Here is a 22,411-nt window from a genome sequence, read left to right as displayed (position 1 = left end):
TTACCGCTGGCGATGCGCAGTGGGTGAGTTTAAAAAGTCACCTTAACGCCTACAGAGCCAAACGTACCCATTTCGGCAGAGTCTTCAATATAGAGTTCGCCAGTGGCGTTGACTTGCTCATAGTCGAGCTGGCGCTCAGAGATGTTGTCGGCGTTGAGCACGTTGAGTACATCAATAAAGAAACTGGCGTCTTTGCCAAACAGTGTGAGCTCTCGCTCGGCCCGAATATCCAGCCGGGTGTAGGTGGGTAGGCGGTCGGCGTAGGCTTCCCCGTAGACGGGCAGGTAGCGCCCCGGAAAGTTGGGGTTTTCCTGAACACCGATAATTTCTGTGGTGGCCTCGCCGCTTTTGGCCGTAAAGCGAAACCCCAGGTCCCATTTTGGTGTGAGCGCGTAGTGGCCGACCAGGTTAAAGACGATGGGTGTGTCGAACGTATACTCGCGCGTTTCGCCCGAGCGTGTATTGGTGCGCTCGCTGACAGAGTAGCTGAGCGACATCCAGCCGTACCAGCGATCGGTGAGATTGCGGTTGATAAACAGCTCCAGGCCGCGTACTTCACCGGTGACGTCGTTGCTGTAGAGCTGATCGGTGTCCGGTTGATCCTCATCCAGTGCCAGTGGCAGCTCTGACAAATCCTTGTAGTAAGCCTCCAGAGACCAGTTCCAGCGGTCGTTGATGTCGCCGGTAAAACCGAAGGTGTAGTGATCCGCCAGTGGCGAGCCGAGCTCTGGGTTACCCACGGTGGGAAGCAGGTATTCCACGTTGGGGGTGCGATTGTAGCGCCCGGCGGAACTGATCAGGCTGAGAATGGGGAGTATGTCCCAGGTGAGAGCCGCGCGCGGATTGGTGAAGTATTCGTCGGTGTAGTCGTTGCCGGCGTACTGCAGTCCGAGCTCGAGATTCACACTCTCCGTTATCTGCCAGTTGTCTATCAAATAGACACTGCTTTCGGCAATAGCGATATCGCGCGCGTCTTCGATCAATTCGCGTCTGTCCTCGTCGCAGTCGACATCAAACTCAGTGCAGACAAAAAGGATCATGCGCGTGCTGTAGTGGTAGTCGTTTTCGCTGTACTCACTACCGAGTGTCAGTGTGTGATCTCCCACCAGCGCACTGATCCAGGCGCGGCCCTGAAGACTGTCGAGCTCGAGGTCCAGGTAATAGTTATCGCCCCACTCCACCTCTTCCAGATCGGCGTAGTGTGAGAGGGTAATGCCGGCTTGAAGGCCGGTGTCGCCCTGAAAAAGCCAATTGATTCCCTGGCTGTCAAACTCGCGATTGATCATGGCATCGCCCTGATAATCGGGGTTTTTCTGCACAAAGTCTGATAAATCCGTAAATTCGGCTTCGGCGAAGTCTTGCGCACCGGCGAGTGTCAGGCTCAGACTGTGATTGTCATTGAGGTCCCACTGGGTTTTGAACTGGTAGTCACTGTCCTCGGGAGCGCTGATGATGCGGATGCCGTCTTCATCCGGCTCGTCATCCTCCGGCAGGAAAAACTGAATCAGGCCAACCCGAGCCGAGAGGTAAAAAGCGGCTGAATCGGACAGCGCGCTTTCGACAAAGACGCCCGCCCGCAGGAGCGACAGGTTGACTGTGGTGCTCAGCGGTTGCCTGGCTGGATCGCGCAATCGCACATCGAATATAGCGCCGGTCGCCTGTGAGTACTGAGCACCGAAGCCGGCGGCGAAGAGTTGGAAGTCCTGGATGACGTTCTCGTCAAAAATCGACGTATTGAACTGGTGAAAAATATAGCCTGCAGGCATACCGTCGATGTAATAGCGGTTGTCATCCGGGGAGGAACCGCGCACCGCAGGTGGCCCGCCGGCGGCCGGCGTTACTACGCCAGGCAGAGCGGTAATGGCGCCCAACGGATCGCCCAGCGAGCCGGGCATGTCCACCAGCTTCTGGGTGTCCTCGGTGATCTCGGTAAAATTGGCCTTGCGAACACCGAGCACTACCGTCTCCTCGATGGGGGATTGCTCAGTGTCTTCGGCGAGACTGACGGTACTCATGCACAATAGGGGCAAGCAGAGAAACCGGAGGGTGCGGCTAGCCATAATCGAACGTCCTTGAAGGGCTGTAGAGCGCGCGATTATAGAGAGCTTTCGGTGACAGGAGTGTTTAATGGCTCAGTTTTATGAGCCAGTTCAAACTGGGTGCTATGCCCGAGCGCCGGGCAAGCGGGCGCTCAGTGCCGCCCGCCTCGCATCTCTACTGTGCGCCGGCTGCTCGGGCTGCCACTATGGCGGCTGGGGCCGGCAGAGCGGTTGATATTCCGCGGGCTTTGCTGAATCTGCCGGCGCATATCCGAGGCTTCTGGCCGGCTCGGGCGTAGTGTTGGGCTCGGCGTGGCTCGCTCTGTAGCGGGCGCACGGGCCTCCGGCACCCGTCTTTGGTTTTGCGACTGCTCCATGATGGCACGGCTGCGCGGAGTGGTGTTGATGTTTGAGCGTCTTTCAGTGATGGAGGTGGCCCGGTCTGCCCCACTTTGTTGCGGTTGCGTCTCTGGCCTGACCGTGCGGTTGACGTTTTCCCGCCGCTGATCCTGGCCAAATACCGCGTCGCGCCTGCTCGAGTGATGCCGCAGTTGTTCTGTGACCTGCTCGTGCCGGCGCTCGCTGCGATGATAGCTCGGTTGGTTATGATCCCAGTGCTGGCGGCTGTTCACTGTCTGATAGCGGACATTGCGCCGATGGTGAGGGTTGTGGCGCCAGCGCTCCACCTCCCTCTGGCGATAACCATAGCTGTGGTGGTGGTAGTGGTAGTAAGGGCGGTGTTGACTGATCACTACGGTGCGATGGCTCCAGTGAAACCCGCTAAAGTAAAACCAGTTGCCCACCGGTGCATGATAGCCCCAGTAAAAGCCGCCGCTGTAGCGCGGCGGACGAGGCCAGTAGACCGGAGGATAGGCCGACCAGGCCCAACTGCCGTAGACCACTCGGGTGTCGTAGTAAGGTACATAAACCACTTCGCGCCTGACCGGTTGAATGACAATTTGGCGGTCCTCGTAGACCACTTCCTGATGTTCCATATCTTTCAGGGCGCCGTTATCCCAGGCCTGTTGGCGCAAGGTCTGAACGGCGTCCAGTGTTGCGCCCTCATCCGCGAGAAAAGCCTCGCCCAGCTCTTGTGTCCAAAGTAAGTCTTCACTCATGCGCGAGAGCAGTTCGGGGAAGGCGATTAGTGCTTTGACGCTGGGGTCCCAAGGCTGGTGCTCGGCGGCCTGAACGGCTTTCTCGCCTTTAAGTCCTGAGTTTTGTTGGGCCCAGCGGTCGGCCTGTACCACTTCGAGGGGGTAGGTGGCGGCAATAAGAATGTGGGTCAGCACAGTATCCGGGTAGAGTGCGATGGGGGCGAGCAGCTGCTGCAAGCGCTGGGGAGAGACGCTCTCACCTTGCGCCTGCGTGCTATTGGCCGCGCAGCCGAGCGACAGGGCGCAGAGCACCGTCAGGCACAGAAATTGTTTGATTGACGCCATGGTAAACCTCCGGGGGCAAGGCCCTCCAAATTGCATAAGAGCCTGACGATATTAACAGGCCCTTATGCCAGTCTAGGCAACCGTCATTAACCGGAGCTGAATGTCGGCAGTCGGGTTTGGTCATTGAGTGGCCCGTGAGCCTTGGACTGCGTCTGATCAGATTTTATCCATGTGTCCTTTTTTGGATCTTACCCGGTCTTTTGCGCGGCGAAAGCGGCGCAAGCCTTGAGGAAAATTGTGCCGCTTGGCGGTGCATTTGGTTGCGCTATCATAACTGTTTGCCCGTTTTTTGGACGCGATTATGATGATTTTGTTGGGTGTTTTGGCTGGCTTTTACGAAAAAAATTGCTGGGCCAGCTTCTGCCTGCTTTTCTTTAACTCATTGAATTAAAAGAAAAAAAATAGTCCCGCTTTCAGGTGGGAAAAGTGAGACACGCCATGTTATCGATCACCGTCAAAGTGGGACGACGGTTTAACGGCACGGACGAGATATTAGCGTCGGTTTGGTCGGTGCAGATGTTTGGCCGGCTCAAAGACATAACAATAATGGTTCGAGGATCAGCTCCATGATGAAAAAACAGAACTTTAAGCGCAGGCTCATCGCTTCCGCAGTTGCCTCTACAGCTCTGGCCGGAATGGGAAATCTGGCATTTGCCCAGTCTGATGAGGATATGCTGGAAGAAGTAGTCGTTACTGGTATCCGCGCCAGTCTCGAGCGCTCGATGGACATCAAGCGGGACTCTCAGGGTGTTGTAGACGCGATCTCTGCTGAAGATATCGGTAAATTCCCAGATTCCAACCTCGCCGAATCTCTGCAGCGTATCACCGGTGTGTCGATCAACCGCAGCAACGGTGAAGGCTCCAAAGTGACCGTGCGTGGCTTTGGTCCGGATTACAACCTGGTTACCCTGAACGGTCGTCAAATGCCGGGCACTACCATTGAGGCCACCAGCGTCTCTGGTTCTCGCTCTTTTGACTTCTCAAACATCGCCTCTGAAGGTATCAGCGGTGTTGAAGTGTACAAAACCGTACGCGCTGAGAATCCGGCCGGTGGTGTTGGTGCGACCATCAACATTAAAACCGCACGTCCGCTTGAAAACCCCGGTCAGCAGCTGTCTGTGGGTGTTAAGGGCGTTTATGACGATTCAGCAGCGGATCCGAGCCTGACACCTGAAATCTCTGGCCTGTACAGCAACACTTTCGCCGATGACAAGTTCGGTGTGGGTCTGTCTTTCAGCTATCAGGATCGTGAAGGCGGCAACGCCAATTCAGAAGTGGGCACCGGTTGGCGCTACTTTGAGGCAGGCGCTGAGGGTTGGGGTGCAATCACTAACCTGCAGGACACCGATTTCCACACCAATCCGCCGAGCCCGGAAGATGGTGATCTCTACGCAGTGCCACAGCAGACCGGCTACAGCTTTAACGAGTACGAGCGTACCCGTATCAACGGCCAATTGGTGCTGCAATACGCGCCTACCGACGACATCGTAGCCACCATGGACTACACCTACTCCAAGAAAGAGGAGTCTTCCAAGTTCTCCGATGTGGGTGCTTGGTTTAACTTCGGTGCCAACCGTCGCACCTCTTGGACCGATGCCGGTGCGGGCGTGGTTGAGTCGCCGCTCATGTACGAAGAGTTTGGCCTGAACGGCGCTGACCTCACCTTTGGTGCTGGTTACAATGCCAGCGTTAACGAAAATGACTCTCTGGGCCTGAACGTCGAGTGGACTGTCACTGATCGCCTGACCCTGGAGTTCGATGCGCACGCCTCGGAAGCAGAGTCCAAGCCTGACAGCCCTTACGGTAACAGCAACGTTATTACCACTTCGGCTTTCCTGCGTGACTCTTCAGCCGTTTACCTGGGCCAAGATCTGCCCGTACTGAACGTGGGCGTTTCCAAGGACGTTGAGCTGAGCGACCTGCAGATCACTGGTAGCTCATTCCGCAACGCGCGGATGGTGCACGAAATCGATCAGTTCCAGTTCAAAGGTAATTTCGAGTTCACTGATCAGTTCGATATGGACTTCGGTGTATCTCGCATCGAGCAGAGCAACCGCTCTACCTTTGCCAACAACCAGCGCGATACCTGGGGCGGTCTGGGTAATCCGGGCGATGTGCCGATGGATGGTTACACGCTGGACGATATTGGCAGCTACTTTGACAATGTCAGCGGTCACGACAGCGAAAACCTCCTGGGCTTCCGCTATGTAGCCGACTTTGACAAAGTGGTTCAGTACGCCGCTGACAACCTGGACGATGGCGGTGGTTTCTCCGACTGCGCCAACGGTAGCACCTATTACTGTATGAACCCGACTCCCGATGATGTGCGCATCATTGAGGAAGATTCAAACAGTGCCTGGGTCCAGCTCAACATGGATACCGACATCGCCGGTATGCGCACCAGAGCTGCCTTGGGTGTGCGCTGGGAAGACACTGAAACCCGCTCCTACGCCACGCCGATCGAAGATCAGTTCACCGGTGAAGTTGCCTGGATCGGCGGTAACGAGATGTACCTGCTGACTGCCGATGATTACTCGGTAGATCCGGTCGAGAACGGTGTCGGTGGCTACGACTACTTCCTGCCGAGCCTGGATATCGCTGTCGATGTATTGGACGACGTAGTGGTCCGTGCTTCTTATGGCCGCAGCTTGGGTCGTCCGCTGTGGAACCAAATGAGCGCCCTGTCTGTAGGTCGTGGTCCGATCGCGCCTCAGTCTATGTTCCCTGGCACAGCCGGTGGTGCGGCGACTCGCGGCAATATCGACCTGAAGCCAATCCTGTCGGATAACTTCGACCTGTCGGTGGAATGGTACTACGGTGACGCCAGCTACGTGTCTGTGGGTTACTACAAGAAAGACGTAGAGAACTTCATCGGCTCTACCGTAACGCCGGAAGAGCTGTTCGATGCTCCGGACCCGTCTCAGGGTAGCCGTCGCGACGCCGCTGTTGCCGCTGATCCTAACAACCAGTGGAGCACTGGCGCGGTTCGTGACTACATCGTCAATAACACTGAAGAAGGTGAGCCTGGTGTTGACTTCACCAAGTTCCCCAGCTGGGTTCTCGGCCTGCCGGGCGATCCGAACGTGATCTTCAATGTGACCGAGTTCGTCAACCAGGATAACGCGTCTTTCGATGGTTGGGAGTTCGCGGTACAGCACACCTTCTGGGATACCGGTTTTGGTGTGGTGGCGAACTACACTATCGCCGAGTCTGACACCAGCTTTGACGACAACGATATTGCCAACGCACAGTTTGCATTGACTGGCTTGAGCGATACCGCCAACTTCATCGCTTTCTACGAGAAAAACGGTGTCCAGCTGCGTGTTAGCTACAACTGGCGCGACCAGTTCCTGGCCGGCACAGCCGATGGTACCGGTGCTAACCCGACTTACGTCGAAGACTATAGTCAGATTGACGTGAATGCCAGCTACGATATCAGTGAGAACTTCACGATATTCCTGGAAGGCATCAACGTTACGGATGAGTATGGTCGGAACTTCGGGCGTACAGACCTGTTGACCAAAGGCGTGTACACCAGTGGTCCACGCTACAACATTGGTGCTCGCTACACTTTCTAACGAAAGTGTAGTCTTGTAACGCGCGCTATGCGCATGAAAAAGCCGCTGTTTATCAGCGGCTTTTTTGTCCTTGGCCGTATATCGGTTAGGCTGAGTGAGTGGGCAGGTGTCAGCTGACGGGCTCTGTCCAGCTAAGAGAGAAACAGTGCCAAGAACTGCCCTTCGGGCTGGATATTGGTGGAGTCTGGCGTCATACTCATTGTTGCATGCCCGATAAGAGTACAAGTCAAAAGGCGTAGAATGCTATGAGCAGTGTAGAGTTGGTAAATAAGATTGATCACAAGGACGTCAAAGTCATTACGCGCCGGGCCGAAGAGCTCGGTGACAACGTCATGCTGGTGCAGACCTTCCCTCTGGAGCTGCGCTATATTCAGCCACATTACCCCATTGTGTTTCAAAAAGTCCGAGATTCCGACCGGTTTATTGTTGTCGCCCTTTTTGGCCTGGAGGACGGTGAAAACCTGTTTCTCGAAGAGGCCGGCTGGAACGCGGGTTACATCCCTTTGATGATGCAAAGACAACCCTTTCAGATAGGCTTTCAGAAAGGGCAGGACGGTGTCGTTCGCGTGCTGCATATCGACATGAGCAGCCCTCGCGTGAGCAAGACCGATGGTAGCAGCCTGTTCTCGGAGTTTGGTGAACAAACCGAATTTCTGGATTATATGGCCTCGGCACTCGAAACCATTCACTTGTGGGGCGAGCAGGGCGAGAATTTTGATAAGGTGTTGAACAAGTACAACTTGCTCGAACCCGTGACCTTTGACATCACGCTTGAAACAGGTCGTCAAGCCCAGCTCCTCGGCTTTCACACCATTAACGAGGAGGTCCTTGCCGGTTTGAGCGGCGAGGCTCTGGATGAGCTTAACAAGCTCGGTTACCTGCTGCCTATTTACATGGCGGTGGCCTCTCTGGCCAATGTGAAAAAGCTCATTAAGCTCAAGAGTCAGCGCGAAGCCATCGACTATCAGGAGGCTTGATCTTCAGGCGCTTGTTATGAATACAGTAAAGTCGGTGAGCGCATCTACCGCGGGTGTTATTCCTGACTGGGTGCTCTCGTCACGCGAGCCGGTATTGCTTCGGGGGCTGGTAAGTCACTGGCCCGTAGTTGAGGCTGGCTTGCAGTCGGACGCACAGGTGAGCGCATACCTTGAAAGGTTTTATCAGGGGCGGCCAGTTACTTACTACCAGTGTGATCCTTCGGCGCAGGGAAAAATATTTTATAACGATAACTACAGTGGTTTTAATTTCAAACGCTCAGAGGCAAACCTGTCACAAGTTTTGCGTTTGCTTGAGCAGGGTCGGGGTGCTGCTGAGGCACCTGTTTACTATATAGGCTCGACGCTTGTAGATGAGTGGTTGCCGGGTTTTCAGGAGGATAACCGACTCACGCTAGAAGGAGTCTCGGAACCTTTGGTCAGTGTTTGGCTGGGCAATCAAAGCGTGGTGTCTGCACACTATGACTGCCCCAACAATATTGTCTGCAATGTGGCGGGGCGGCGACGCTTCAGTTTGTTTCCACCCGATCAGCTGGAGAATCTATACGTTGGCCCCTTGGATGTTACGCCCTCAGGCCGGCCAATCAGCCTTGTGGATATCGACAATCCGGATTTGGAAAAATTTCCCAAATACCAAATAGCGGAGCAGCAAAAGCGAGTAGTGGAGCTCGGCGCGGGGGATGCGCTGTTTATTCCAGGTATGTGGTGGCATCACGTAAGGGCACTTGAAAACCTGAATGTGTTGGTGAACTACTGGTGGCGGAGTCAACCCGATTATATGAGCAATCCAGAGTATGTTTTGCACCATGCGCTGTTGAGCTTACGGGGCCTGCCGCAGGAGCAGCGCGAAATATGGAAAAATATTTTTAATCACTACATTTTTGACTATCAGGAAGACAATCACCGGCATATTCCGCCTCAAGTTCTCGGCGTCCTGGCGCCGGCGCATCGCAGTCTGGCAAAGAGAATCCGGGCCCATTTGGCGTCCATTTTCAACAGACCCTAGTATCCTGTAAAGCAGATTGTTGGGAGAGAGTTTTGAACAATACAAGAATAAAGAAAGTAGTCATCGCCGGTGGCGGAACGGCGGGGTGGATGGCTGCCGCCCTGATCTCCAAATCTTTGGGCCGGGGGGTTGAGCTGACCTTGGTTGAGTCCGATGCTATCCCCACCGTTGGGGTCGGCGAGGCGACGATTCCGCCCATTATCAACTTTCACAAAGTTCTTGATTTGGGAGAAAAAGAGTTCTTGTCCCGGGTCAACGGCACCTTCAAGCTGGGTATCTCGTTTGAGGGCTGGCACGATTTAGGCAAAGACTACGTACACTCGTTTGGTTTTGCGGGAAAGAGCAACTGGGCGGCCGAGTTTCATCACTTCTGGGTGGGAGCTAAAAAGCGCGGTATTGACGTGTCCCAATACGGTGACTACTGCGCCGAGCACCTCGCGGCCAGAATGAAGAAATTTGCCGTAGTGCCTAAAAACGGCGTTAACTATGCGTACCATTTGGACGCCGGCTTGTACGCGAAATTTCTTCGCGAAGTGAGTGAAAAGTACGGCGCTGTACGCAAAGAGGGCACCATCGCCAAAGTTAATCTCGATCAAGATGATGGCTCTATAAAGTCTATTCTTCTGGAGTCAGGGGAGACGGTAGAGGGCGATCTGTTCGTGGATTGTACCGGTTTTCGCGCACTCTTGATTGGTGAGGCGCTCGGTACCGGCTACGACGACTGGTCACACTGGCTGCCATGCAACAGCGCTGTTGCCGCGCAAACAGAACTAACGGCGCCTCCCTTACCCTACACACGCTCTATTGCCAGGCCCTTTGGCTGGCAGTGGCGAATCCCTTTGCAGAACCGTGCAGGCAACGGGCTAGTTTTCTCCAGTGATTATTTGTCTGACGAGGATGCCAAAACGTTTCTTGCCGAGAATGTGGATGGAAAGCTGTTAACCGACCCGAGGGTGATAAAATTCACCACCGGCTCGCGCAAAGTCCACTGGAAGAAAAACTGTGTCGCCATTGGTCTTTCCAGTGGTTTCCTGGAGCCTTTGGAGTCAACCAGCATTCACTTGATTCAGCGCTCAATCACCCGCCTTGTTCAGCTTTTCCCTTCCAATGGCATAAAGCAAAGCCAAGTGGATGAGTTTAACCAGCAGTGTCGTGATGAGATTGAGAGCATCAGAGACTTTATTATTTTGCACTATCATGTGACGGATCGGGATGACAGTGACTTTTGGCGCTATTGCCGCACCATGGATGTGCCGGATTCGCTAAGCCATCGCATTAAACTGTTCAAAGAAACCGGAAAGATTTTTAAAAAGGACCTAGATTTGTTTGCCGAGGAGTCCTGGGTGCAGGTGATGATGGGGCAGGGCCTAATGCCCGATGCCTATCACCCCGTGGTCGACACTATGGCCGACGATTCGCTGGGTGAGTTTTTAAAAGACACATTGATGTCGACAAAGCAAAAGGTAGAGCGCTTACCCGAGCATCATGAGTTTATCGAGTATTACTGTAAATCGACTGTGGTGTGACACGTGCTGGCAAGCAAGCCCTCGGCTAATGTGAAAGTCTATGGTATCGGATCAGATGATGCCAAAATTCTGGTTGTTGACGATTTTTCTGACAGCCTTGCCGACATACAGAAAGTCGCATGCGGCAATCTCGATTACAGACCGGATGGTAAGACCAGCTACCCAGGTCTTCGGGCTTGCCTGCCGGATGATTATGTCCATCACGTGCTCGCCTTTTGCGAGCCGTTGTTGAGAAGTGAGTTTTCTATTCCGCAAGCGCGTCGCCCGGAGGTTTCCATGGCTTACTTCTCCTTACTGACGACCAATGAGAGTGAGCTGTCGGTGATGCAGAGGCTGCCTCATTTTGATACCACCAAGCGGCATTACTACGCCGTTTTGCACTACCTGAACGAGGGCGAATTCGGAGGAACTGGATTTTTTCGACATTTGCCTACCGGATTCGAGGCGATTTCGACAGAGAAAAGGGAATTGTATCAACAGTCCGTATTGTCTTTTATGGCCGTAAAGGGATTTCCGCAGCCCGGTTATATGGGCGAGTCGTCGCGTCAGTTCCAGTGCTACGAAAAAGTTGATTACCGATGCAATCGGCTGGTGATGTATCCCGGCCGCTTACTTCACAGCGGTTTGGTGTCGCAGCAACGGGATGTCTGTAGTGATCCGGCGCGTGGCCGGCTGACCGCCAATGTATTTATTGATTTTGAAACAAGTTGAGTTTACCCGGGCATAAACGCTCGCAGATTAGGATAAAGAATAATGGCAGAGTTACTTTTTTATAACAAACCCGCGCCTCTGGCGCGGGATAAGCATCAGGCGCTGCGGTTTAATGCGCAGCAGGGGTATGGCTATGCCTCAGGCGTAAACGCGGTTCCACTGTCTGGCAACGAATTTTTCCCAGCCAGCCGTGATTATCCTGTGATGTTCACCGAGTCGGGCAGTAGTTTCCTGCCAGTTGCGCTCTTGTCCCTGACTTCGGGTGGCCATCAGCTGGGACAGTCGTGGCAGGGGTTTTACGTCCCGGAATTTGTCAAACGCTATCCTTTTGCGCTGGCAGAGGATAAAAGTGTGGTGATGATCGATGAGTCGGCGCCCCATTTTTCCGAGACAGAAGGTGATCGACTGTTCGATGATGCGGGTAATCCTTCAGAATTTCTTCAGGGCATACTGCAGTATTTAAATCAGCTCGAAACCATGCACCGTATGACCCTCGAGTATACCTTTGCACTAAAGGTGAAAGGCCTGCTGGTAAGATCCGACGTTGAAGTAAAAATGAAAGGTTCCAGCCTTAAGCTGGACGACTTTTTCGTTGTCGACACTAACGAGTTTCATAGTGCGCTGACCGAGGAAGAAATCGTCGATTGGTACCACAAAGGGTGGCTCGGCTGGACCTACGCTCATCTTCACTCTATTGGTGCGGTCAGTAATCTGGCCAGACGAATGGTGACCGCAAAAGGCTAAGCATGAACCCCATTGCAGAGCTTGACGCACTGGACGATGTCAAAAGTCTTCAAAGGGATAATCAGCCGGCGGTTATCCGCGGTATGGTGTCCGACTGGACGTTGGTTAAAAAGGCCGCTTCAGGCTTGCCAGCGCTGGCGGACTATCTTCGCTCGTTTGATGTTGGTCACCCATTTCAGGCGATGATCGCCCCCTCGTCCCAAGGCGGGAGACTGTTCTATAAGCCGGACTTAAGCGGCTTTAACTTTGATCGGTTAAACGGCGATCTCGCCGAGGCCCTTAAAATACTCGAGGCGCTGAGTGACAAGCCCAATCCGCCGACTTTTTATGTGGGTTCAAAAAAAATAGAAGAGTATTTGCCGGGCCTGGAAGTAGAAACGCCCATGCGGGTGCTGCCTTCCTCCGTCGCTCCCAGTATCTGGTTTGGCAATGCCTCCGTGGTGGCCACTCACAATGACGATTCTGAGAATCTTGCCTGTGTGGCGGCAGGAAGTAGAAAGTTTGTCCTGTTTCCCCCGGATGAAGAGGAAAATCTTTATCTAGGGCCACCAGATCTTACACCCGCTGGACGCGTAGTGAGCCTTGTGGATCTGCAGGCGCCGAATCTCAAAGCCTTTCCGCGTTTCGAGCGGGCCTTACGCAATGCCCAGTGCGCGACCTTGCGGCCGGGCGATGTAATTTACATTCCAACCAATTGGTGGCACAACGTTGAGGCGCTGGGCTCTGTCAACGTACTGGTGAATTTTTGGTGGCGAGACTGATCGCCATGGATTTGGTATTAGTTTTTATCCGATGCCGGGTATTGCGGCGGAAAAAGCTGGTCTGGTCGTCAGTGTTGCAAGCCGGACGCTGCCTTCGCGAAAGCGTGTGAGCCTGTAGGCATTTGCTTGCGACCCGTTTAATTACAATAGAAAAGGCAGGGCGCTTTTCTCCGGCACCGGTTGGCTGGATGCTCACGGATGGTTTCAATATGCCTTATTAATAATAAAGAGATGCATAGGTGGAAGATCGAATTTTTAACCTGCATGATCTGTTTTTGATCATCACCATTTTCGAAGTCTTACTCTTGGCTGCCTACCGCTCGGTGTTGACCGGCGCGAACAAAAGCGCTAATGGCTGGTTGGCGTTGTTTCTGCTGGTGGTGGCCATTGATATGCTTACTAATCTGATTATGTGGAATCCGGCGTTCCCGGTCAGTGGCTGGCCAAGGGAGCGATTGTTGGCCCTCACCTTTACTTTTAGCCATTTTGCCCGCGGTCCTTTGTTTTATCTGTATGTCTCCTCTTTGCTTCGTGGTTCATCTCCCAGAGGGTGGTGGCATTGGTGTCATGCCTTGCCTGCCGTGGTGGCAGTGGTCTTGGCTTGGTGGGTCGGTGTGAGCTCTGCCGATTTACAATCGCGCTTTGATGAAACCGCCCCCGACCGGTTGGCCAGCAACATCTGGTATCTGTCGAGTTTGGTTTCGGTGGGCTATGCGCTTTGGTCTGTGGTTGCGCTCAATCAGCATATGCGCCGGGCAAAGCAGCGCTTGTCATCTCTGCCTTCTTCGGAAATGACATGGTTGGCGGTGCTGAGCATTTGCTTTTTGGTGAGTTGGGCCTGGTCGTTTTTGGTGATTTTTGTGGCCGATACTGTGGGTGGGCCGGTCGCCGATCGTGTAGGAACTTCACACAATTTTATTCGGTTTTTATTGATGAACGGCCTGATTTTCTACAACTTGGCTTACACCTGGAGTCTTGGCGACGACGACAATGCCGAGGAAGACGCCCCCGACTTGCCGCTGGTTTCGGAGGATGTGCTCCAGGCCATCAGAACCGGCATAGATGTGCATAAGTTGCATTTGCAACCGAGTATTAATATCGACCAGTTTTCCGAGCGTGTCGGTGTGCCACCGCGCCTGGTCTCGCAAGCTATCAATCGGGAATTGGGGACCCGCTTTTTCGAGTTCATCAATCACCATCGAGTGGAACATGCCAAACAGCTTTTGGCTGATCCCAAGAGTGCAAGAATGACCATCCTCGATATATTGCTTGCCTCGGGCTTTAACAATAAGTCCTCTTTCCACCGTTTTTTCAACCGTATGGTCGGGCAGTCCCCTACTGAATACCGCCGGGAGAATATGCACAGTGATTGAGCATCCGCCAAAGGTTTGGCGGCCAACCCATTTTTTGCGTGTTCCACTTCTGTTATCCCAGTTTTTTTGACTCAAATAGCAAGGTGGGAAGGTGTGACTTTCGCTAATTGGCATCTATTTCTGCTGCTTCGCAGGCCACGCGCTGTCTGGCCTGCAGCCAAGTACGGTAAAAATGTCGGTCACAGATTGCGCCTTTCGCGAAAAGGTGACGAATTCTCAAGGCGTAAGCGCTAGCTTGTAATGCTCAAAGCAGGTGCGGGTGGCGGATTTGCTCCCCATAAAGCGTCATAAGTGAGTCCAGAGTACGCCCTGTGTTTGTGCATAAGGAAACGCAATCGCGCCCACGATGGTGGAGGCGCAACCCGATATCCCAAGGGAACTTTAAAAATAATCAACCCTGGAGTAGAGCTATGTTAACGCGCAAATCGCGTCATACTGGTCGGCACACGCTGATAGGTATTGCCGCATTCAGTGCAGCCGTAACAGCCGTACCTTCCCACGCCCAGCAAGTCGGCCAACTGCTGTGGGAAGACAACTTTAATTCACTCAATACCGAGCATTGGAACGTCATTGAAGGCAATGGTTGCCAGTTGGGCCCGAACCTGTGCGGTTGGGGTAACCAGGAGCTGGAATACTACCAGGGCGACAATGTTTCCATCGAAGCGGTACCCGGTGAGCCGGGTAACTCGGCTCTGGTGTTTGAGGCCCGCGCCGAAAACGTCGGCGGCAGCGCCTTTACTTCGGGCAAGCTGGATAGCCAGAACGCGGTGGCCGTGCAGTACGGTATGATCGAAACCCGCATACGCGTCCCCAACCTCGATACGGGCCTGTGGCCGGCTTTCTGGCTGCTGGGCACCAGCACCGCCAGCTGGCCTGCCAAGGGCGAGATCGATATGATGGAGATGGGGCACCGGCAGGAAGAGATTGACAAGCTCTACCCGGGCACCAGCGTCAATAACTTTGTCGGTGGTAATGCCATCTTTTACGCTGAGGGTGCCTGCGTTGAGGGCAACCCAACCTGTGCGGCCATGTCGGCCTGGGAGACGGATAACGCCTACGTTTCCTCAACCCCCATGAACGACCGCTTTATTACTTACCGCCTGTACTGGACGGAAGATTCCCTGCGCTTTACCGCGGTGGATAACGGTGTTGAGTACGATATGTACGACGCGCCTATCGGCATCACTGAAGAGTCCGAAGAGTTCCGCGCGCCTTTCTACCTGCTGATGAACCTGGCCGTGGGCGGTAACTTTACCGATGCGCTGCAAAACAGCCAGGTGACTGCGCCTTTACCGGCAAAAATGTACATCGACTATGTACGCGTCTACGAGTATGACGGCCAGGGCGAGGTGATCCTCGGCAACAGCTCCCAGCCTGAAGTGGGCACCTTTGGTGTCTTTACCGACAACACGCCCACCAGCAACAAACTGGAAGCTGGCTCCAGCTCAGACGTCTATATCTGGAGCACTGGCTCTCTGGTCGGTGGCAATGAAGCGCCCGCAGAGGGCGGCAATGTCATCAGCTGGGACTACACAGCGCCAGGCCAGTGGTTTGGCGGCGGTATCCAGGCGCGCCAAGCGGTAAACCTAAGCAACTTTGAAGACGGTCAGCTCAAGTTCCGCATCAAGGTGCCGGCCAATGTTTCCTTTAAAGTGGGCATTACCGATACCTACACCAACGAGCATTACATTAACTTCCCGGCCGGAGAGAGCAAGTATGGTCTGGTGCGCAACGGCGATTGGGGCACGGTTACCATTCCCGTGGCCGACCTTCGCGGTTCGCTGGTAGCCATGCAATCGCTCTCATACCCCTTTGTGATCCTCAACGGCGACGATGGCACACCCTCTGCCAACTTCTCCCTCGCCATTGATGACATCGTTTACGAAGGTGGTGGTGATGCGGCGGACGACGATGGCGACGGCGTGCCCAATCAGAACGACGCCTGCCCCAACACGCCTGCCGGCACCAGCGTGGATAGCAATGGCTGCGCGGTCAGCACACCCACCGACTCCGACAACGACGGTGTGCTCGATGCCAACGACGCCTGCCCCAACACCCCGGCAGGTACAAGTGTTAATGCCTTGGGCTGCGCCACCAACAGTGTGCGCCTGCAGGCTGAGGACTACGAGAGCTACTCCGACGCCGACGCCGGTAACAGTGGCGGCGCCTACCGCTCTGATAACGTGGATATTGAGGCGACCACCGATACCGATGGCGGTTACAACGTCGGCTGGACAGCCGCCGGCGAGTGGCTGGAGTATTCGGCGGATCTGGCGGCCGGAACCTACGAGATCACCGCTCGGGTGGCCTCGCAAGACGGTGGCGGCGCTTTAAGTGTTGGCATCAACGGCGCTTACACCGCCAGTGCACCGGTCAATAGCACCGGCGGCTGGCAGAGCTGGACCAGCGTCAGCCTCGGTACCCTCGATGTCGCAGCGGGCAATGCTGCTGTGCGTGTCAACGTGGATGCCGCGGGTTTCAATCTCAACTGGATCGGCCTCGAGCGAGTGGTCGTCGACACTGACGGCGACGGTATTGGCGATGCCAGTGACCTCTGCCCCGCGACCGCCGCTGGCAGCAGTGTCAATAGCGCTGGCTGCGCCACCGGTGGCGTACAGTTGCAGGCTGAGGACTACATCAACTACTACGACACCACCGCCGGCAACGACGGCAGTGCCTACCGCAGTGACGATGTGGACATCGAGGCGACCACCGACACCGGTGGCGGCTACAACGTCGGCTGGACGGCGCCCGGTGAGTGGCTCGAGTTCAGCGCTGAGCTGGCGGCCGGCACCTACGATGTCACCGCCCGAGTGGCCTCACAGGGCGCTGGCGGCAGCATCAGCGTGACCGCTGGCGGGGCCAGTACAGGCACGGCAGCCGTTGGTGATACTGGCGGTTGGCAGAGCTGGACGACCCGGAACCTGGGTACTCTTACCGTGGGTAACGGCACCGCGACCATCCGCCTGAACGCCGACAGTGTACCCTTCAACATCAACTGGTTGGCACTCTCACCCACAACCGGTGTGTCCGACAGCGACGGGGATGGCGTGGCCGATGGCCAGGATCAGTGCCCCGGTACCGCAGGTGGCACCCAGGTGGATGGCAACGGTTGCCCGGTAGTGCTGGACGGCGATAACGACGGTGTCAGCGACGGTGCCGATGCCTGCCCCAACACGCCTGCAGGCGCGAACGTCGATGCCAATGGCTGTCAGGTGTTTGGCGACAGTGACGGCGATGGCGTAAGCGATAATCTCGATCAGTGCCCCGGCACTGCCGCCGGTGCCCAGGTGGACGCCAACGGCTGTGCGCTTATCAGCAACAATGACGGCAGCTATGGCGTGACCGAAACCGGCGCCGGTAGTGTTGAGTTCTACCTGAACACCAGTGACTGGGCGGACCTCCACTACACCGTCAATGGCGGCGGCCAGGTGAATGTGGCCATGCTGCAAAATGCCGGCCGCAACACCTATAGCGTCAGCGGCCTGAGCAGTGGCGATGTGGTGGAGTACAGCTTCACTTACTGGAACGCTAATCTGGGCGGCGCCGTGGACTCTCCCTGGGCCAGCTATACCTTGGGTGGCGGCTCTAACCCGGATCCTGATCCGACCCCGACCGACAGTGATGGCGACGGTGTCAGCGATGCGCAGGATCAGTGCCCGGGCACTGCACCAGGCACGAACGTGGACGGCAATGGCTGCCCGGTCAGTGTTCCGCCCGGAGCCAATGTGGTGCCTTTGTACGATGAAAACACCGCTTTGGAGCCGGTCATTCAGTACGACCGCGGCGATGCGCTGGTGACGCGCTTTGCCGATCGTGCCCGCGATCGTCACGCCAAGGAAAACCACTTCCAGGCCTACGATCACTATCTGACCTTTTACTGGGAAGACCGTACCGCGGCCATCGAGATCATCGACTATGTGGCCAAAGGCGGCGACACCATTCGCATGAACGTGCGCACTGAGTTCAAGCTCTCAGACACCGAGGCGGAAAACCGCTGGTGGTACGAGGGCCTGAATACCCTGGCGCAGTACTGCGGCAACGGTGTGATGCAAACCAACGACAATGTGAACTACTGGAAAGAAGAGAGCTGGAACTGCCGTGAAGGTCGTCCGATTCAGGTGGGCGATAAGCTGGAGTTTGAGATCAGCCAGTTCCTCGACGGCTCGGTACCGCGTGGTCGTGCCAATTACTACGGCACCACCTACCTGTACATCGTCGGGCAGGGCATGGTGCCCTGGGATGTGACCGATAAGGTGGCCTTCCAGTCGGGCAACTATCTGCAGCGCGATTCTATCCCGGTACCGGAAAAAGCCCGCATGGGTGGTGATACCACCCTGCACGTGCAGATGACCGCCGAACCCGATGGTCACTTCCAGCAAATGGCGACCAACCTCGGTTACGAGAACGGCCAGCCGTTTGTGCTTGGTCGCCGGGTGCACCACACCTCCTTTGTCGATGGTTCTCACGACGAGAATCCCGAAAACGGGATCTTCGGACCCATGGTGGGCAAGTCGAGTACGCACTACATCAATGAGCGCTGCTCGGGCTGTCACGAGCGCAATGGTCGTGCCCCGGTCGCCCCCAATGGTGAGAATCTGGATCGCTGGGTGTTCAAAATTGGCGATGCCAATGGCAACCCGGATCCGCTGCGCGGTCGCGTTCTGCAGCCGGCGAACTCCGGTGGTGTGATCGGTGAAGGCAGCGTTGCGATCGACTTCTGGAGCGAAGCCAACGGTCTGCGCTCGCCCAACTACACCTTTGCAACCGGCACGCCCGAGACTTTCTCCGCGCGTCTGGCGCCCAACCTCAATGGTATCGGCTTGCTTGAAGCCATTCCCGAGGCCGCCATTCTCGCGCTGGAAGATCCCAACGACGCCGATGGCGATGGTATCTCCGGTCGTGCGAACCGTGTGACCGATCCGGAAACCGGCGCAACGCGTCTGGGGCGCTTTGGCTACAAAGCAGCGACTGCCAGTGTGAAGCATCAGGTGGTGCAGGCGTTTAACACCGATATGGGTGTAATGACCAACGCCATGCCCAACCCGGATTGCGGTCCCCAGCAAACCGATTGCGGCCCCTCGGGCGCCGAGATTGCGGACAGTGAAGTGGACCATCTGGTGAAATACGTCTCACTGCTGGGTGTGCGTCCGCAGCGTGATTACAACGATCCGGCCGTGTTGGCGGGCGAGCAAACCTTCAGCCAGATTGGTTGTGCCGACTGTCATACGCCCACGCATCAGACCAGTCAGTACCACCCGCTGGCGGAGCTGCGCGATCAGACCATTCGCCCCTATACCGATATGCTATTGCACGATATGGGTCCCGGTCTGGCCGACAACCTCGGTGAAGGCGAGGCCAGCGGCAGCGAGTGGCGCACCGCACCTCTGTGGGGCGTAGGGCTGTCTGCCTGTGTCACCGGTGGTGTGGCCGGTGGCCGCGGTTGGGATGCCTTTGGCCTGGATGGCTACGAGTACTGCACGCCAGATGCGAACTTCCTGCACGATGGGCGCGCGCGTACCATCGACGAGGCGATTCGCTGGCACGGCGGCGAGGCCCTGGCCTCCAAGCAGGCTTACGATGGTCTCTCCAGTGGGGCGCGCAACAACCTGCTGCGCTTTATCGAATCGCTCTAGCGGCTCATAGTTCCACTGAATCAACGGCGCCTGCGGGCGCCGTTTTTGTTGGTGCGCTAGCCAATCGCGGCGTGAGTCCCACTTCGCGAGCACGGGAAAGTGGTTCTTCTGCAAAAAGGCCTTAACGGACAGGGTTGTTTGCAGGCCAGTGCTGGCGTGGGTCGGGCAAAGCTCCCATCTTAAGGGATTTCAAGAACTGGGACGAAAGCGGCAAAACAGCAGGCCACACTCTATGCTGTGGGTGTAAGGGCAACCGGTTCTCCGGGTTACTCCCACGCTACAGGTGGCAGGTCAGGTGGCCGCCTGTATGAGTCTGGCGAATATGCAAATATTTAACTGACTCTCCTTAATTATGTGATTGGCCCCTCCCGCAAGGGAGGGGATTTTTTCACCGCGATAATAATAGCGACAGTCCATTCCTGATGTTCTCCGGGGTTCATATAATAATTGAGGTAAGAACCATGACCAGATATACCCAAGGCCTGCTTGTGCTGGCCGTCGCCGCGCTGTCCGGTTGCGGTGGCAGCGATAGCGATTCTTCTCCCTCCTCCTCTTCCAGCAGTTCCAGCTCATCCTCCTCCAGTGTCAGCTCCAGCAGCAGTTCAGTAGCGCTTAATGAAAACTGGGAGCTGATTTGGTCCGATGAGTTTGACGGCGATAGCATTGATAGCGAAAAGTGGAGCTTTGAGGTCAATTGCACCGGCGGTGGCAACAACGAGCTGCAGTGCTATACCGACCGCGAAGACAACGCCTATGTGGCCGACGGGCGCCTGCACATAGTGGCCCGCGAAGAGAGCTTTGCCGGCCCCAACACTTGGGACGACGACCCGAGCTACGACCCCAATGACACCTCCGCACAGCGCGATTACACCTCGGCGCGGCTGCGCAGTAAAAACAAAGGTGACTTCACCTACGGCCGTATGGAAATGCGGGCCAAGCTGCCTCAAGGCCAGGGTATATGGCCCGCCTTCTGGATGTTGCCCACCGAGAGCGTCTACGGTGGCTGGCCGCGCAGCGGCGAGATCGATATTCTCGAGGCCGTTAATAACAATGCCGCTGGTGAAAACCAGGTGCATGGCACTTTGCACTACGGCGCCGAATGGCCCGGTAACAAATTCACCGGCACCTCCTATACACCTACTGAGAACGTTTGGGAGACATTCCATACCTACGCGGTGGAGTGGAGTGAAGGTGCTATTCACTGGTTTGTGGACGATGTGCACTACGCCACCCAGACCTCCGATGGCTGGTACAACTACTACGATGCCGGTAACGGCGAGGGTTACAAAATCGGTGAGGGCGCAGCGCCTTTTGATCGGGCTTTTCACCTGATTATGAATCTCGCCGTGGGCGGCAACTGGCCGGGCAACCCCGATACTAGCACCGTGTTTCCGCAAACGCTGGAGGTGGAGTATGTGCGCGTGTATCAGTGCGCTCTCGACGTAGAGGCCGGCAAGGGTTGCTCCGATAACCTCAGCGATGACGTCGAGCCGCTCGATGGTGTGCCTGCGCCTGCCTTGCAGAGCGATTCGCTGTACAGCGATGGAGCGGCCAGCCTGACGCTGCAGGGCCCAGAGGGCGAGCTGCAGCACACACTGACCCCGGCTTTTTATCAGGCCACCCCCGGCAACCTGGTGGCGGACCCGGCCTTTATGCAAGATGGCAATACGCTTTGGCACGCCCAGTTTTTTGGTGTGGCCAACATCTTCTTGACGACCGATAGCATGGCTGGTGTCAGCGGGGTGGACGGCGGCTTGAACCTGTCCTCCATGGTCAATACCGGCCAATTGGCCTTTGATATCTTCGTGCAGAGTAAAGCCGAGAGCGCCGAGCTGCTTGTGAAGCTCGACAGTGGCTGGCCCAATGTCAGCTACGCGGAAATTGATCCGCCGGTTGGTGAGTGGACCCGCATCGCCGTGCCGCTGCGCAGCCTGCAGCCGAATAATATTGAAGCCGGCCAAGTGGATTTTGCCAAAGTCACCAACGCCTTTGTGCTGGAAGTCTCCGGTGGCGCTGCGGATATTCTGCTGAACAATATTGCCCTGGAATGCGCGGGCGATTGCGGCCCGCAGGCCATTCTCGCGGGTCAGTCGCCGGTGATAGAACCGCCCCATACCGTGTTTGACGATGCCATTGATGTGAACTGGGATTTTGGCCTCGGGATCTACGAGACCGCCGCGGGCCAGGTGACTGCCAGCATTATCGACAGCGACGAAGCCGAAAGGGGCCAGGTACTGGATGTACAGTTTGGTGATACCGGCGGCAGCGGCCTGGCGTTTATTCAGGCCACCAGCACCAAGGATATGTCAGCTTTTGCCGGCGGCACCCTGAACTTTGATGTCAAAGTGCTGGACTACGCCAGTGCCTCCGAGCTGATCATCAAGGCCGACTGTAACAATCCCTGCTCCTCCGGCAATATTCCCGTCGGTATGGTGGGCGTGGGCGAGTGGGAGAGTGTCAGCGTACCGGTGAATAATTTGGTTGCCGGGGGGCTGGACCTGTCCCGTGTGAACACCCCCTTCGTGATCCTCCCGCCTTGGGAGTCACAGGCCAATGTTCATTTGCAAGTGGACAACGTTCACTACCAGGGCCCCTGAGCG

At 55.9% G+C, this 22,411-nt stretch carries 12 protein-coding genes; 10 read left to right on the top strand and 2 right to left on the bottom strand.

All coding sequences use genetic code 11. The features are described 5' to 3' along the window. Window positions 1–29 precede the first annotated feature (29 nt). Together QWI16_RS03840 and QWI16_RS03835 are read right to left on the bottom strand one after the other, a co-directional pair. Complete coding sequence (locus QWI16_RS03840) at window positions 30–2,060, bottom strand: TonB-dependent receptor plug domain-containing protein (protein ID WP_302711422.1); 2,031 nt, start codon at window positions 2,058–2,060, stop codon at window positions 30–32. A 131-nt stretch (window positions 2,061–2,191) separates the two neighbouring features. Further along, window positions 2,192–3,481, bottom strand: coding sequence for a DUF3300 domain-containing protein (locus tag QWI16_RS03835; RefSeq protein WP_302711421.1), 1,290 nt, complete (start codon window positions 3,479–3,481; stop codon window positions 2,192–2,194). A gap of 566 nt (window positions 3,482–4,047) precedes the next feature. On the opposite strand from QWI16_RS03835, the gene QWI16_RS03830 reads away from it, so the two are divergent. From QWI16_RS03830 to QWI16_RS03785, 10 genes are all read left to right on the top strand, one after another. Beyond that, window positions 4,048–7,059: a TonB-dependent receptor gene (locus QWI16_RS03830; protein ID WP_302711420.1), complete on the top strand. Its 3,012-nt coding sequence runs from the start codon at window positions 4,048–4,050 to the stop codon at window positions 7,057–7,059. Window positions 7,060–7,304: 245 nt separating this feature from the next. After that, window positions 7,305–8,036, top strand: a complete 732-nt coding sequence (locus QWI16_RS03825) for a SapC family protein (RefSeq protein WP_302711419.1) — start codon at window positions 7,305–7,307, stop codon at window positions 8,034–8,036. 16 nt (window positions 8,037–8,052) lie between these two features. Beyond that, window positions 8,053–9,060 (top strand): cupin-like domain-containing protein, encoded by a 1,008-nt coding sequence (locus QWI16_RS03820; protein ID WP_302711418.1) that lies wholly within the window; start codon window positions 8,053–8,055, stop codon window positions 9,058–9,060. Between the two features lie 32 nt (window positions 9,061–9,092). Further along, entirely contained in the window at window positions 9,093–10,586 is a 1,494-nt protein-coding gene (locus tag QWI16_RS03815; protein WP_302711417.1) for a tryptophan halogenase family protein, read from the top strand. Window positions 10,587–10,589: 3 nt separating this feature from the next. Further along, a complete protein-coding gene (locus QWI16_RS03810) occupies window positions 10,590–11,297 on the top strand; it encodes a DUF6445 family protein (protein WP_302711416.1) in 708 nt (235 codons plus the stop codon). 42 nt (window positions 11,298–11,339) lie between these two features. After that, window positions 11,340–12,041, top strand: coding sequence for a SapC family protein (locus tag QWI16_RS03805; RefSeq protein ID WP_302711415.1), 702 nt, complete (start codon window positions 11,340–11,342; stop codon window positions 12,039–12,041). 2 nt (window positions 12,042–12,043) lie between these two features. After that, window positions 12,044–12,802: a cupin-like domain-containing protein gene (locus tag QWI16_RS03800; protein WP_302711414.1), complete on the top strand. Its 759-nt coding sequence runs from the start codon at window positions 12,044–12,046 to the stop codon at window positions 12,800–12,802. A 239-nt stretch (window positions 12,803–13,041) separates the two neighbouring features. Then, the gene (locus QWI16_RS03795) at window positions 13,042–14,175 is read left to right on the top strand and encodes a helix-turn-helix domain-containing protein (RefSeq protein ID WP_302711413.1); all 1,134 of its coding nucleotides are present in this window, start codon (window positions 13,042–13,044) and stop codon (window positions 14,173–14,175) included. A 410-nt stretch (window positions 14,176–14,585) separates the two neighbouring features. Further along, window positions 14,586–19,811, top strand: a complete 5,226-nt coding sequence (locus QWI16_RS03790) for a di-heme oxidoredictase family protein (protein WP_302711412.1) — start codon at window positions 14,586–14,588, stop codon at window positions 19,809–19,811. 461 nt (window positions 19,812–20,272) lie between these two features. Further along, complete coding sequence (locus tag QWI16_RS03785; RefSeq protein WP_302711411.1) at window positions 20,273–22,408, top strand: glycoside hydrolase family 16 protein; 2,136 nt, start codon at window positions 20,273–20,275, stop codon at window positions 22,406–22,408. Window positions 22,409–22,411 lie beyond the last annotated feature (3 nt).

It is taken from the genome of Gilvimarinus algae, assembly GCF_030518215.1.
Taxonomy (GTDB): Bacteria; Pseudomonadota; Gammaproteobacteria; order Pseudomonadales; family Cellvibrionaceae; genus Gilvimarinus; species Gilvimarinus algae.
Note: the sequence above shows the minus strand (reverse complement) of the source record. Positions and strands in the feature narration are given on the sequence as shown.

Excerpts from the sequence above, each read along its gene's own strand:
- QWI16_RS03840 (WP_302711422.1), bottom strand. The coding sequence starts at position 2,060 with ATGGCTAGCCGCACCCTCCGGTTTCTCTGCTTGCCCCTATTGTGCATG.
- QWI16_RS03835 (WP_302711421.1), bottom strand. The coding sequence starts at position 3,481 with ATGGCGTCAATCAAACAATTTCTGTGCCTGACGGTGCTCTGCGCCCTG.
- QWI16_RS03830 (WP_302711420.1), top strand. The coding sequence starts at position 4,048 with ATGATGAAAAAACAGAACTTTAAGCGCAGGCTCATCGCTTCCGCAGTT.
- QWI16_RS03825 (WP_302711419.1), top strand. The coding sequence starts at position 7,305 with ATGAGCAGTGTAGAGTTGGTAAATAAGATTGATCACAAGGACGTCAAA.
- QWI16_RS03820 (WP_302711418.1), top strand. The coding sequence starts at position 8,053 with ATGAATACAGTAAAGTCGGTGAGCGCATCTACCGCGGGTGTTATTCCT.
- QWI16_RS03805 (WP_302711415.1), top strand. The coding sequence starts at position 11,340 with ATGGCAGAGTTACTTTTTTATAACAAACCCGCGCCTCTGGCGCGGGAT.
- QWI16_RS03800 (WP_302711414.1), top strand. The coding sequence starts at position 12,044 with ATGAACCCCATTGCAGAGCTTGACGCACTGGACGATGTCAAAAGTCTT.
- QWI16_RS03790 (WP_302711412.1), top strand. The coding sequence starts at position 14,586 with ATGTTAACGCGCAAATCGCGTCATACTGGTCGGCACACGCTGATAGGT.
- QWI16_RS03785 (WP_302711411.1), top strand. The coding sequence starts at position 20,273 with ATGACCAGATATACCCAAGGCCTGCTTGTGCTGGCCGTCGCCGCGCTG.